Genomic DNA, 13,512 nt, shown 5'->3' with positions numbered 1-13,512 from the left:
AAGTCAGAGTTTTTTACTATATGTCCAGGTGGGCACATTCGCATCGCGCGCCACCGAGTAACTTTCGGCATCACCCAGATACTGGAACCCACAATGGGTCAGAACCCGGGCCGAGGCTGGATTGTCCTGAAACACGCTGGCAAACAAGTTCGAATTTTCAAGCGGGTTAGCTTTCACCAACATCTCGACGGCCAGTGAAGCTACGCCTGTATTCCAATAAACAGGCGCCACCCAATAGCCAACTTCGGACTGATTGCGATCCAGCCGTGTAAGCGAAATCAAACCAATCAGTTCCGGCCCACCATCTTTGGTGGCGTCCATCGCCCAGACGTCCTCATCCCGGTCTTCCGCCATCGAACGCGTCACAAACGCCTCGACCGACCCCGGTGGCAGCGGATGCGGGATCGACGTGGTCATACGTGCCACGCGCTCATCGCCTGCATAATGCTCGATGAGACCCATATCCGACCGGCGCAAGGGGCGCAGATCGAACCGCTCGGTTTCGAGGACCGGCTGGTTTATTATTGTCTCGAGTTTCATGAGTGCGTTCCTCCTCCGAACAACACAAAAAATACGGACGCAACAGTGAGACTCGCTAACGTCCACATCAGATATTTTTCCACGGGCCGACCTTCAACCACGTGGGCAATTCTATCTCCGGCAAATGTCCAGATCGGGTGTAGAACCGCCTGGCAAAGCAATAAACAGAGAGCGATCGTGAACGTCGCGTTAAAGCTGGGCGTGCCAACCGCAACGAACCCGGTAAAACCGGCTATGATCATGGCCCATGCCTTTGGGTTAAGGGGATGAACGATCAGCCCCGCCCAAAAACCGGGCACGTCTCCAGTGGTTTCACTGCGCGAAAGACGCAGGTTCGCGATCTTCCACGCCAACCAGCAGATATACGCCGCTGAGGCATATTTCAGAACCGTAAAGACAATCGGTGCCTGATCCGCGAGTTGCAGCAGGCCAAAACCCACCGGCCAGATGATCAGCTGTTTGCCCAGGATCACTCCGGCCACAAACGGCAGAGCCGCCCGAAACCCATAGCGTGCACCTGTGCCCAGCAGGACCATATTGGCGGGTCCGGGCGTTCCGACCTGAGAGGCTGCGAAGATCAGGAAACTAGTGGTTGCAACGGTCATCGGATCGCCTCCCAGTCCACACGACGCAGCAAAACGTCCTGAACAGTCACATCTTCGTTGGTCGACCGTACTGTCGCGCGGTGTTGCCCTTCCGGTGTGAACCCAAGTTTTGACAAGACCGCCTTGGAACGTTCGTTGCCGACGTGATAACCCGAGGTGAGTTCCTGTCGATCAGATCGAAAGAACCTCGAAATCATCGCGCGGGCGGCTTCGGTCACATAGCCCCGCCCCCAAGACGCTTTGGCAACCCAATATCCCAGCTGCGATCCGGTCGAGATACAGCCGATGAGGTTCTCTTCTCGAGTGATGGCAAAGGCATCATCTTCGGCTGCCATCGCGTCGACAAATTCGGTTGAATGCGCGTCCTCATAGGGATGCGGTACCACCGTCAAGCAGCGCACCACATCCAGATCGTTCAGAAGAGTGACAAGACGCGACGAGTCCTCACGCCGAAACCGACGCAAGACAAGACGCTCTGTTTTTATCACTTCGGTCATGAGACCGCTCCTGAAAACGAGAAAGGGGACCGGCACTTTCTGCCGGTCCCCCATGAAATTTTCTTAAACCTTCTGGGTTTCGGCTTACTCTGCGGCCTCCGCCACTGGCAGGACCGAAATAAAGGTGCGGTTTTTCAGTCCCTTGTGGAACTTCACGGCGCCATCCACGGTTGCAAAGATGGTGTGATCTTTGCCCATGCCTACGCCTTCGCCCGGCCAGAACTTGGTGCCGCGCTGACGCACGATGATGTTGCCTGAAATGGCGGCCTGGCCACCATACAGTTTCACGCCAAGGCGGCGACCAGCTGAGTCGCGACCGTTACGGGAGGAACCGCCAGCTTTTTTATGTGCCATTCTGTCTCTCCTTAGCCTTTAGCCAGATCTTTGGCCTGCTCAACCCATTCGGGTTTCACTTTGACCGTTTCGATAGCAGCAATCTGATCGTCCGACAAGGCGGCCAGAGCGGCAAAGCTCTCGATACCGGCTTCGGCCAGCTTCTTGGCAGCGGCGGGGCCGACACCAGTCAACTGGGTCAGATCGTCAGCGGCAGCAGCAGCGGCAGGTGCCTTTGCTTTGGCTTCAGCTTTCTTAGCAGGCTTTTTTGCCACGGGGGCAGCTTCGCCAGCCGGCGCCGAACCGGTTGCAGCTTTGATGCCCGACTTGTCGGCGCCTGACGCCAAAATGTCGGTGATCTTGACCAGAGTCAGCTTCTGACGGTGGCCAACGGTACGCTTCGAGCTGTGCTTACGACGGCGTTTTACGAAGTTGATGACCTTGTCACCTTTGATCTGTTCGATCACTTCGGCCTGAACGCCTGCGCCTGCGACGAACGGTGCACCAACAACCGGAGCGTCGCCGCCCAGCATCAGAACATCGTTGAATTGAACTGTTTCACCTGCGTCGGCAGCCAATTTTTCAACGCGGAGGATATCGCCCGCTTGAACTTTGTACTGCTTGCCGCCAGTCTTGAGGACCGCAAACATGCGTCTTTCCTTTGTCTAATCGCGTTCTATGGTCCCCGACCGGGCGTTTTTGGCTCTCGCCACCTCGAACAGCGCGCCCTTTTCGGGCTGTGTGACGACCCGTGGGACAAGGTCCTAGGGTCAATAATAACGACACCCGGCGCGGAAAACCGGCCGGGATGCGCGCTTATCCATAGAATGATCGGCAAAGTCAACATCAAATACAGGATCAAAGATCCGATGCGCCAAGCGCCCGTGAGACCGCCTGCCCCAGTTGAAAATAGATCTGGTCGTACATCTTGTCGAAACCGTCGAAAAAGGCTTCGTTTACGGCGCGTCCGGTCTCAGTTCGGGAAAAAGCAATGTTCTCCCGCATCTGAGCCTCATCAAGCGGTTGATAGGCCACCAGAAGGAAGGAATACAACCAGATGCGGTTTTCCTCGGCAAGCCTGTCCTTGTCCGACAAGAGCTGCGCCAGAATATCTTCCGAGCTGGTTCCGGCATCCGCGCTGAGGCCGCGAAAAAAGTTGTAATCCGAACTAAGCGAGCTTTGGACGTTCTTTTCGATCAGGTCGTTGACTTCGATATACTCGCCGACCAGCCGGTAAAGTTGGGTGCCGCCTGCCCCGTTCAGATAGTTTTCACGCGCCATGTCCTTGATGGTTTCATCTGCAAAGGCCTTTCTGGCCGAGTTTTCCAGAGTTATAACGGTTTGCCCGACATCACTTTCAAAGAACAGGATGGCGCGATCCATCTGGCTGGCTGTCAGGCTGACCTCAAAAATCCCTGAAATTTGCTCCTGCATCCACTGTGGATCATAAATTTCGTCCACCTGATCATCAAAGAACGCCCCGCCGTCACCACCCAGAAATGTGTCGTTCAGGCCTTTCGCTTGAGCCAAGCCTTCGTCGCGCAGAATATTGACGACCTGCTCCAATTGAAGTGCCAGCATGAGGCGTTCAACCCGCTCGGACGCCGCCAGTGGCATGGCTGACAGAAACACGGCGAAACAAGCAGCGATCAGGCGCATCAGATATCCTGGGCCGGATGTAGTTCCGCCATCCGCGCGGCCAGATCTTCAAACTTCATGGCCATGATTTCGTATTGAATGGCATTCAGCAGCTCATAGACTTCTTGCATCAAAGGCTGCTCCAAAGCCTCAGCATAGGCGACGACCTCAGAATCCGAGAAGTCCTGATAGGTATAGGCTGCCCCGGCAAGCGCGGACAACTGCAAAGCTTGCCGCATGCCGGTCTCATTGCGCTTCATCATCTGACGCAGTTCATCCGCGCCCAGTTGCAAGTCAATCACCCCCGAGGCGCTGGCAGCGAGCAAAAAGCGCACCTGAATTTCCTGCAGCGCACGTAATGCCGTCCCGCTGGAATCAATTGCATTGTTCATGCGTTTCAGGTTTTCGACCCGCTTGGATCCATCCTTGATCAGGTCCGAGACGATTTTCTGCCCTTCCAGTTGCTTGGCTTCGTCATCTTCAACCATGTGCGATGCATTCTCGGACTCGACCAGCCGTTGCCCAAGATCGGATGCATAGAACTCGACCGCATGGGTCAGCGCTTCATCGCTCAGTGTTTGTTCCAGAATAGACACAGCTGTGTCGCGCATGTCCTTGGTGTCAAAGACTTCTTCGGTCAGGCGTGTCCAGTCGGACCCAAACCCATCTGGATCGATTCCCAACATTTGCGGGGCTGAGGCTGAGGCAAGCGCGATGCTTTCAAGTGCAACGTCGAACCCGGTTGTTGTCAAAAAGGCTTCGATCCGATCTCGTCCGGCAGCAAGTGCTTGCTGCGACCCGGAGATCACGAACAGAACGGCGGCGATTAGCGGCAGGATAGTTTGGCGTAAAGGATAAGTCATACCTATGAGCCTAGGGGAAATACCGCGCCAGGCAACGGAAAATCCCGGCTTTGTCATTTTCAAGAATTTTCTGCTTGCACCCCCGCGCGTTCCTCACTAAATCCCCCCCTCACAGACCCCCGCGGAGAGGTGCCGGAGTGGTCGAACGGGGCGGTCTCGAAAACCGTTGTGGGTGCAAGCCCACCCAGGGTTCGAATCCCTGTCTCTCCGCCATTATCCCATTCCCAGGATTGGTAGTCATCTGAACGTTTGCACTCGGTGTCTATGTGGTATTGATGCTGGTGTCTCTGCTGCAGTGTAGGCTGTCAAAACAGATGGGTCCGCGACGGTGTCAAGCAAAGCGACCTTTTGAGGTTTTTGAATTAGACGATCCACCGTCTCCCCCGAACGTACCTGCGCCGGGCCCTAATGGCGGGCTGTGCGTAGCGCCTTACCAAAATTCGAAAAGGCTCGGGCCTCGGGTCACGCGACGCCCTTAGAACATCGGGTTGCGGAACATGAAAGGTGCTTTGTGAGTGGCAGGTTGGTTCGGACCCGCGCATACTGGCGGAATCCTCCTGCGGATCAAGAACTATCGGTGCGTGGGATGGGGCCTAGTATAGAAAGTTGAAAGGGTCAAATGGACCCTGAGATTTTGCTGCTGCTATCCGCGTTACCGTCACTTTAATGCAGAGATTTGGCTCACTAACGCACGCGCATTTCCATCGGCCTTGTTGCTACTGCAAAGCAGAGTTAAGTCCCTTTGATTAGGAGTTTTGTCTTAGGCAGGATTACGATGACGCGGCGTTGCCAGAGTATTGGTCTGCAATTATTGTCATTCTTCGTTTCCGTAGGTTTAGAAAACGCAGGCGCTGCCGAGCAATCCGGTGAAGAAGAGGTCCTCTTCGCTGCCGGAGGAAAGTGGTTAGCGTAGGGCTTTTCTTGAACGGAATACGATGGACACTGGCGAGTTCGCACACTTGCAACTTTAGTAAACATAAGTGAAGCACCGCTATAGTTCGGAATAGCGCTAAGCGCCTTGAGCGATGAAGTTGTCCGCAACAAGCCCAAAGCGCCCCAGCGAGTTTCTCGCGATGACATCTATCGAGTGGAACTTAACATGCGCAGCCTATTGCCCGGCGACAGCGGCGTTCCAGTGTGTCCTCATGCCATCCCCAGCGATCCTCCTGTGTGACCAAGCTAGAAAGCCACGACATGCGGCGACTGACCCGGTAACCACAGGATAAACGGCCGCTCGGCGGTACACAGAACTAAGTGGTCCACAAAGTGGTACACAGATTTCCGGCATTATTGCCGAAGAGCCTTATTTTTTGACTTAAATGGAGGTGGCTTGGCGCACCTGAGAGGATTCGAACCTCTGGCCTCTGCCTTCGGAGGGCAGCGCTCTATCCAGCTGAGCTACAGGTGCCTTGGCCGTTAGCTAACCTTGATCCGATCCGGGTGCAACTGCAAATCTTTCCGGATCGGCCAGGTTTCACGCAAACAAATCGTGTGCCAATTCCAGCGCGTCGATCAGTATGTCGACCTCTTCCGTGGTGTTGTACAGACCAAAGCTTGCGCGGCAAGTCGCGGTGACACCGTAGAAATCCATAAGAGGACCAGCGCAGTGATGACCGGCACGGACAGCCACGCCTTTCTTATCCAGAATGGTCGAAACATCATGCGCGTGCCCTGCCCCGTCCATCGTAAAGCTGAAGATCGCGGCCTTGTCCGGGCGTGTGCCCTGAACCTGCAACCAGTTCAGACCAGTCAGTCTCTGCATAGCATAGTCGCGCAACCCGGCCTCATGAGCGGCGATGTTTTCCATCCCCAGATCCATCATGTAATCCAGCGCAACACCCAGACCGATGGTTTGGACAATACCGGGTGTTCCGGCCTCGAACTTCATTGGCGGGTCGTTGTAGATCACCTGGTCCTTGCTGACCTCTTTGATCATGTCGCCGCCACCGATAAAGGGGCGCATCTCGGCCATGCGTTCGGATTTGATGTAAATCGCACCCGAACCCGAAGGGCCATAAAGCTTGTGGCCAGTGATTGCATAGAAATCGCAGCCGATATCGGCGACATTGACGGGCATGTGCACAGCGCCCTGGCTGCCATCGATCAGCACTGGTACGCCTTTCGCGTGCGCGCCTTCTGTGATCGCTTTGACGTCGACCACGGTGCCCAACACGTTCGAACACTGCGTCATTGCGACCAGCTTGGTCTTGGGACCGATCGCGTCGATCACGGCCTGCGGGTCAAGGCCACCATCTGGGTCCACATCGACCCATTTCAGGACGACGCCCTGACGTTCACGCAGGAAATGCCAGGGAACGATATTGGCGTGGTGTTCCATCACGCTCAGAACGATCTCATCTCCGGCCTCCATGCGCGGCATGGCCCAGCCATAGGCGACCAGGTTGATCCCCTCGGTCGTGCCCGAGTTCAAGACAATCTCATCCTCGTCCGCCGCGCCCAGAAAACGGGCGATGGTTCCGCGAACGGATTCGTATTTTTCGGTCGCCAGATTGGACAGGTAGTGCAGGCCGCGATGAACATTCGCGTATTCTTCGGAATATGCCCGTGTCACCGCATCTATCACGACCTGCGGTTTCTGCGCCGATGCGCCATTGTCCAGATAGGTCAACGGCTTGCCGTTCACTTCCCGAGACAGGATTGGAAAGTCTGAGCGGATTTTCTGCACGTCATACATGGTCTTCTATTCCCTATACGGGGCCGCCGGGCGTTAATGCGAGGACAAAGGGCACTGCAATCAAAGCAGATAACACGATGACCCCGAAGGATTTAGCAAGCGAACCGAACTGGTGCGCTTCATTCAGAAAATGGAGCGTGACGTAAAGGCTGATAATTGCCGTGGCCAGCAAAAACATCAGCATCAAAAACGGCAGCACGATCGTGATGACCAGCGTGATCACCATCGCAGCGATCTGGAGGTATTGCAGCCAGATCGTCAGCGTCAGAATGTCATCGAATGTTGCACGGCCACCCAGTAACCGCCCCACGAACAGGAAAGCCCCGATGCTTAGCAACATCGCGCCGGCAGAACGGAGCAGACCCAGGAACACAGGCGTAGGTGGGGGTACGGATTCACCATTGGGGACCGGAATCAAGTGATCAATACCCAGTTGCACAAGGCCGTTCAGCACCACAGCCAGAAAGAAAGCCAGCCATAAGATTTCACGCCCCGGCCGCATGTCCAAAAGGCGTCGGGCCGCTTGGGCGGGGTGTGTCAGGGTCAAAATCGCAAGATCAACAAAGCCAGTGGGATTCATTCTTGCCGCCTTTGCGCTTGACTGAGACCTGCCAGCCAGAACCACAGGAACACTGCGAACCAGACGATCCCGACGAGTGTCAGGGCCGGGCCAGATCCTATGAAACCGCCGACCAAACCATTCAACAAAACCAGAGGTGTTGAGGACAATAGCGCCCAGAACAGAGCCAATCTAGCGCCGTAGGATGTCCCCTGACCGCCAACCAACCGGGCCGCGCCGTATGAGACAAAGGCCAGCAGGTAGAAAAACAGAGGCAGAATAATGACAGTGCCCATCAAGGCGCCGCCCATCAACATATCCAGTTCTAGCCCTTCGATATGCGCGCGCCGCGCAAGGCTGGGCAATTGCGCGATGAATGCAACGATGCAAAACGCCATGACAAACATCAGCGCCCTGTCCTCTCGCGGGCCAAGATCAAGAAGCCGTCGCACAACACGACCCGGCCCCCGATAGGTGGCCACGATATCCGAGGTCAAAGGCATCAGATGTGTCGCGACAGCCAGCCTTCAAGGCGGTTCACAATGGCCTCTGACAATACCTCATCCTCGATCTCATCGACGGCTTCGGCCAAAAATGCCAGCGTCAGCATATTGGTGGCGTCCTTAACCGAAACCCCACGTGAACGCAGGTAGAACAGCGCTGTTTCGTCAATCGCACCCGAGGTCGAGCCATGCGAACACGCAACATCGTCGGCATAGATCTCAAGTTCGGGCTTGGCGAGGAACTGGCTGTCATCATCCAGCAGCAAGGACTGGCTGATTTGATACCCGTCAGTCTTCTGTGCGCCTTCCTTGACCAGGATCTTACCCTGGAACACGCCGGTCGCGCCGTTGCGCAGAACTTTCTTAAAGACCTGACGGCTCTCACAGTTCACCGCGTCATGCGTAACGAAAACCGTGTCGTCATGGTGGAAATCGCCATCACCTACGCAGGCGCCTGCCACATGAGCAATAGCGTCGTCGCCGGTCAATTCGATAACCTGTTCGTTGCGTGTCAAAACTCCATTCACTGTCAGCGTGAAGGACTTAAAGACAGATTCCCGTCCCAGCCGCGTGAACATGTGAGTCGCAGCGCAACGTTCGTGGTCCCTGCCCTGCGCGCGCACGTGATGCAATGTCCCACCATCGGCGATGTCGATCTCGATACATTTGTTGAACCGCGACGCTGCCGGACCGTTTTCCAGTATCGTTACCTCAGCGCCACTTTCGACACGGATGATGTGGTGCAGCATGGCGTCCGAGGTCTCGGATGCATGGCGATAGATCAGGCTGATCGGCTTGGTCGGCTTACCGGTGACATGAATCGCAACACCGTCTGCGGCAAAAGCCGTATTCAAAGCAGCCAACGGCCGCTGAACCGGGGATTGCCCGCGCGTTTCCAGAACGCCGTACAACTCTTTGGCCCAGTGAATATCCTTACAGCAGATATCCTCGATCCGGTCGATGTTGACACCTTCCAGCTCTAAATCATCCGAGTCTTCGGCGCTGAACACACCGTCGATGAAAACGATCTTCAACCGGTCGAGATTGCCAAACAGCAGCGGTTCGTCTGAGTGGAACAATGCTGCATGCGGCTGCTCGGCCGAGATCAGGGTGTCAGGGCGCGTGTACTTCCAATACTCGTCGCGCCGCCCCGGCAGACCCATTTCCAGCACTCGCGCCAGCGCGTCTTCGCGCGCGGCTCGGGTGCAGCCGGCTTCGGGCATGGTCAGCGTGGCCAGCCGTGCCTCGGTCGCGGTTTGTTTTACTTCGGGCAAAGCCATCAGTTCACCTCGGCCAGGATGTCGGCATAACCGTTGTTTTCAACTTCCAACGCCAGTTCGGGACCACCGGTTTTAACGATGCGACCGTCCGCCATGATATGCACAACATCAGGTTTGATGTGGTCCAACAGGCGTTGATAGTGGGTGATGACCAGAAAACCACGGCCTTCATCACGCAGCGCGTTCACGCCTTCGGCCACCAGTTTCATCGCATCGACGTCCAGACCCGAATCCGTTTCGTCCAGGATGCACATCTTGGGTTCCAGCATCGCCATCTGCAGGATCTCGTTCCGCTTCTTCTCACCACCCGAGAAGCCGACGTTTACCGGACGCTTCAGCATGTCCGCGTCGATTTTCAGCGATTTCGCCTTGGCCCGGACTTCCTTCAGGAAATCCGCTGCCGACAGTTCTTCTTCGCCTCGCGCCTTGCGCTGTGCGTTCACGGCTGTGCGCAGGAAGGTCATGTTACCAACACCCGGGATTTCCACGGGGTACTGGAATGCCAAAAAGATACCCGCTGCAGCGCGCTCTTCCGGCTCCATCTCCAACAGGTCCGCACCTTCCAGCGTGGCCGAGCCTTCGGTCACTTCGTACCCATCGCGGCCCGACAGCACATAGCTGAGCGTCGACTTGCCCGAGCCGTTCGGCCCCATGATCGCATGCACCTTGCCAGCCTCGACGGTCAGGTCGACGCCTTTGAGGATTTGCTTTTCTTCTTCCTCAAGTTTCACGTGCAGGTTTTTGATTTCCAGCATTTTTTGTCCTTTTGCGTACCGCAAGGGGCCATCCGGCCCCGATATGTTCTGAATTCAGAGAAATGCGGGGTTAACCCACTGATCCTTCAAGGCTGATGGCTACCAGCTGCTGCGCTTCCATGGCAAACTCCATCGGCAACGCTTGCAGGACGTCCTTGCAGAACCCGTTGACGACCAGCGCCACGGCCTCTTCCTCGTCCATGCCGCGCTGACGGCAGTAGAACAGTTGATCGTCATCCACTTTGGACGTAGTCGCTTCATGCTCCACGCGCGAGGAATTGTTGCGAACTTCGATATACGGCACCGTATGGGCCCCGCACTTATCGCCGATCAGCAAGCTGTCGCACTGGGTATAGTTGCGGCTGTCCTTCGCCTTCGGGTGCATCGAAACCAACCCGCGATAGGTGTTCTGCGCTTTACCCGCGCTGATCCCTTTGGACACGATGCGCGACTTTGTGTTCTTGCCCAAGTGCACCATCTTGGTGCCGGTATCGGCTTGCTGCATGTTGTTGGTAATGGCGATCGAGTAAAACTCACCCTGGCTTTCATCACCGCGCAGGATGCAGGACGGGTACTTCCAAGTCACGGCGGATCCGGTTTCCACTTGGGTCCACATTACCTTGGACCGGTCACCCCGGCAATCTGCGCGCTTGGTCACAAAGTTATAGATACCGCCCTTGCCGTTTTCATCCCCGGGGAACCAGTTTTGAACGGTCGAGTATTTCACCTCAGCATCTTCTTCGATGATGATCTCAACAACGGCCGCGTGCAGCTGGGCCGTGTCGCGCTGCGGCGCGGTGCAGCCTTCCAGATACGAAACGTAAGAACCTTTGTCCGCGATAATCAGCGTGCGTTCAAACTGACCCGTATTTTCCGCGTTGATGCGGAAATAGGTGCTCAGCTCCATCGGACAGCGCACGCCTGGCGGGATGTAGACAAACGAACCATCCGAAAACACGGCCGAGTTCAGCGTGGCGTAAAAGTTATCAGACACAGGAACAACGGTGCCAAGGTACTTCTTGACCAGTTCAGGGTGTTCCCTGATCGCCTCTGAGATCGAACAGAAGATCACGCCGTGTTTGGCCAGTTCGTCCTGAAAGGTCGTGCCAACCGAAACCGAGTCGAACACCGCATCCACGGCCACCTTGCGACCTTCGGCAGGCATATCCTCGGCGCCTTCGACACCGGCCAGAATCATCTGCTCTTTCAGAGGGATACCAAGCTTTTCGTAAGTGGCTAGAAGCTTGGGATCGACCTCGTCCAGCGATTTGGGTTTTTCCTCCATCGATTTGGGACGGGCATAGTAATACTGGTCCTGAAAGTCGATCTTGGGATAGTGGACCATAGCCCAGTTAGGCTCGTCCATCTTGGTCCAGCGCTCGAAGGCCGCCAGACGCCATTCGGTCATCCATTCGGGCTCTTCATTCTTATCCGAGATCAGCCGGACGATATCCGGGTTCACGCCCTTGGGCGCGTACTCCATCTCGATATCGGTATCCCAACCGTATTTGTAGGTACTGACCTCGCGTACCGCGTCGACGGTTTCCTGATCGACACCTTCTTTTACCTGGGTCTGGTCCAAAGCGGCCATATGACACCTCCGTCAGATCACGCGGCGCGCGCGCGATGCTTCTTTTCTTTTTCAAGCCACGTTTCGGCGAAACGCAGCACATCTTCTTCAGTGGTCAAAGGTCCCAGAGAAACGCGGATCGCGCTTGCTGCTGTGACCTCATCAAAACCCATCGCGGTTAACACCGCGCTTGCCCGGACCTTGCCGCTGGAACAGGCAGAACCTGCACTGATAGCGAAACCTGCCAGATCCATCTGCATGACCTGCGTTTCGCCCTTCCAGCCGGGGGTTGCAAAACACGAGGTATTCGGAAGGCGGTACTGACCTTTCCCGACAAAAATAGTAGATTTAGAACCAGCCTCAAGGGCATTTTCTAGAATATTTCTAAATTCACGAACCTGTTCCCAGATACCATTTGAAAGATCCCGGGCCGCAGCTTCAGCTGCCGCCCCGAACCCCGCGATTCCAATGACATTTTCGGTACCAGACCGCCGGCCCATCTCTTGCCCGCCGCCTTTTATCATTGCAGGCAGTTCAGTGCCACGTTTCAACACCACCGCGCCAATACCTTTCGGGCCGCCCAGCTTGTGGGCCGAAATCAACGCCATCTGGACGCCCAGCCAGTTAAAGGCCACCGGCAATTTGCCAAAGGCCTGTGTCGCGTCGGATACAGCCAATCCGTTTGGCAACGATTGGACAATCCCCGTCTCAGAGTTCGCCAGTTGCAGTGTTGACTGCTCAGGATTTGTCACTTCCACCTGACCGGACTGCGAAGTGGGTAAGTCTTCGGTGATCCATGATCTGATCGCGTCATGCTCAATCGCGGATCCATGAAAGTCACGATTAGCTAAAGTCAGCGCAGCCCCTTCGGTCGAACCTGAGGTAAACACAACGTCTGCCCCATCCGCACCAAATGCGGCTGCAACCTGCGCCCTTGCCCGCTCGATCAAAGCCTTGGCCGCACGGCCTTCGGCGTGAACGGATGACGGGTTCCCGCACAAATCCATCGCTGTCACCATGGCGTCGCGCGCCTCGGGGCGCAGCGCTGTTGTTGCGTTATGATCCAGATAAACACGATTCATGGATACATCTTTTCTTGAATGCAAAGCAGAAATGAAACCCCAAAGGCAATCGGCATCGGGTCACTCATCAACGATAGAAAACAGACTGGGAACTGCCGGACACGGGGCCAGATCGTTCTTAATCACGTCGGACAAGCGCGTCTGGTGCAAAAAGACGTAAACATGCGCACTAAGACCTTCCCAAAGTCGGTTGGTCAAAGACTGCGCCCGGCTCCCCGAGGATGCCCCAGATGCCCCGGCACCTTTTTGCAGCGCGTCCACGGTTTCATCCACCGCCGCCAGAACTTCGACCACCCGAATCTCGGAAGCAGGCCGCGCCAGACGATAACCGCCGCCCGGTCCACGCACGGACGAAACCAGATCGGCACGGCGCAATTTGACGAAAAGCTGCTCAAGATAAGGAAGCGAGATATCCTGACGTTCGGAAATTTCGCTAAGCGTCACCAGGCGGTCCGAGGGCTGTAGAGCAATATCAGCCAGTGCAACCATCGCGTAACGACCCTTTGTCGAAAGCTTCATTGTCTTTCCCTCATGGCAGGTTATAAGCGAAAACATTGACGCCGCCGCCGCCAGTGCGTATCTCCGACAGGCA

Annotated in this window: 15 protein-coding genes and 2 tRNA genes; 1 reads left to right on the top strand and 16 read right to left on the bottom strand. The window is 55.9% G+C overall.

The annotated features are described in order from the left end of the window. Positions 1–3 precede the first annotated feature (3 nt). The 7 genes from DHN12_RS01625 to DHN12_RS01595 form a co-directional block, all read right to left on the bottom strand. Positions 4–540 (bottom strand): GNAT family N-acetyltransferase, encoded by a 537-nt coding sequence (locus DHN12_RS01625; protein WP_058277925.1) that lies wholly within the window; start codon positions 538–540, stop codon positions 4–6. Then, on the bottom strand, positions 537–1,145 hold the full coding sequence (locus DHN12_RS01620; protein ID WP_108858608.1) for a LysE family translocator: 609 nt from the start codon (positions 1,143–1,145) through the stop codon (positions 537–539). The genes DHN12_RS01625 and DHN12_RS01620 overlap by 4 nt, the downstream gene beginning before the upstream one ends. Next, entirely contained in the window at positions 1,142–1,642 is a 501-nt protein-coding gene (locus DHN12_RS01615) for a GNAT family N-acetyltransferase (RefSeq protein ID WP_159089945.1), read from the bottom strand. The genes DHN12_RS01620 and DHN12_RS01615 overlap by 4 nt, the downstream gene beginning before the upstream one ends. Before the next feature lie 84 nt (positions 1,643–1,726). Then, positions 1,727–1,996 carry a 50S ribosomal protein L27 gene (gene rpmA / locus DHN12_RS01610; RefSeq protein ID WP_058271644.1) on the bottom strand — a complete coding sequence of 90 codons (270 nt, stop codon included), beginning with the start codon at positions 1,994–1,996 and terminating at the stop codon, positions 1,727–1,729. An 11-nt stretch (positions 1,997–2,007) separates the two neighbouring features. After that, positions 2,008–2,625, bottom strand: a complete 618-nt coding sequence (locus DHN12_RS01605; RefSeq protein WP_058271645.1) for a 50S ribosomal protein L21 — start codon at positions 2,623–2,625, stop codon at positions 2,008–2,010. Between the two features lie 208 nt (positions 2,626–2,833). Next, positions 2,834–3,634 (bottom strand): DUF2059 domain-containing protein, encoded by an 801-nt coding sequence (locus DHN12_RS01600; protein WP_108858606.1) that lies wholly within the window; start codon positions 3,632–3,634, stop codon positions 2,834–2,836. Beyond that, positions 3,634–4,476: a DUF2059 domain-containing protein gene (locus DHN12_RS01595; protein WP_108858605.1), complete on the bottom strand. Its 843-nt coding sequence runs from the start codon at positions 4,474–4,476 to the stop codon at positions 3,634–3,636. The genes DHN12_RS01600 and DHN12_RS01595 overlap by 1 nt, the downstream gene beginning before the upstream one ends. Before the next feature lie 123 nt (positions 4,477–4,599). Here DHN12_RS01595 and DHN12_RS01590 point away from each other — a divergent pair. Beyond that, a tRNA-Ser gene (locus tag DHN12_RS01590) sits at positions 4,600–4,689 on the top strand. A gap of 1,118 nt (positions 4,690–5,807) precedes the next feature. Here DHN12_RS01590 and DHN12_RS01585 read toward each other — a convergent pair. From DHN12_RS01585 to DHN12_RS01545, 9 genes are all read right to left on the bottom strand, one after another. Next, positions 5,808–5,884, bottom strand: a tRNA-Arg gene (locus DHN12_RS01585). Positions 5,885–5,950: 66 nt separating this feature from the next. Further along, positions 5,951–7,171: a cysteine desulfurase gene (locus DHN12_RS01580; RefSeq protein ID WP_108858604.1), complete on the bottom strand. Its 1,221-nt coding sequence runs from the start codon at positions 7,169–7,171 to the stop codon at positions 5,951–5,953. A gap of 13 nt (positions 7,172–7,184) precedes the next feature. Then, a complete protein-coding gene (locus DHN12_RS01575) occupies positions 7,185–7,751 on the bottom strand; it encodes a Yip1 family protein (protein ID WP_108858603.1) in 567 nt (188 codons plus the stop codon). Next, positions 7,748–8,233, bottom strand: coding sequence for a YIP1 family protein (locus DHN12_RS01570; protein WP_058277968.1), 486 nt, complete (start codon positions 8,231–8,233; stop codon positions 7,748–7,750). Before DHN12_RS01570 ends, DHN12_RS01575 begins: the two co-directional genes overlap by 4 nt. Next, entirely contained in the window at positions 8,233–9,513 is a 1,281-nt protein-coding gene (locus DHN12_RS01565; protein ID WP_108858602.1) for a SufD family Fe-S cluster assembly protein, read from the bottom strand. Before DHN12_RS01565 ends, DHN12_RS01570 begins: the two co-directional genes overlap by 1 nt. Further along, positions 9,513–10,268, bottom strand: coding sequence for a Fe-S cluster assembly ATPase SufC (gene sufC, locus DHN12_RS01560; protein ID WP_108858601.1), 756 nt, complete (start codon positions 10,266–10,268; stop codon positions 9,513–9,515). The genes DHN12_RS01565 and sufC overlap by 1 nt, the downstream gene beginning before the upstream one ends. A gap of 70 nt (positions 10,269–10,338) precedes the next feature. Then, positions 10,339–11,859, bottom strand: a complete 1,521-nt coding sequence (sufB, locus tag DHN12_RS01555) for a Fe-S cluster assembly protein SufB (RefSeq protein ID WP_058277970.1) — start codon at positions 11,857–11,859, stop codon at positions 10,339–10,341. A gap of 17 nt (positions 11,860–11,876) precedes the next feature. Next, positions 11,877–12,920 (bottom strand): cysteine desulfurase family protein, encoded by a 1,044-nt coding sequence (locus DHN12_RS01550; RefSeq protein ID WP_108858600.1) that lies wholly within the window; start codon positions 12,918–12,920, stop codon positions 11,877–11,879. Positions 12,921–12,980: 60 nt separating this feature from the next. Continuing rightward, positions 12,981–13,439: an Rrf2 family transcriptional regulator gene (locus DHN12_RS01545; protein ID WP_108858599.1), complete on the bottom strand. Its 459-nt coding sequence runs from the start codon at positions 13,437–13,439 to the stop codon at positions 12,981–12,983. Positions 13,440–13,512: the final 73 nt, after the last annotated feature.

Origin of the sequence: Ruegeria sp. Alg231-54 (assembly GCF_900143525.1) — a bacterium.
In the GTDB taxonomy this organism is placed as follows: domain Bacteria; phylum Pseudomonadota; class Alphaproteobacteria; order Rhodobacterales; family Rhodobacteraceae; genus Ruegeria.
The sequence above is the reverse complement of the archived record's forward strand: the minus strand, read 5'-3'. Positions and strand labels throughout refer to the sequence as shown.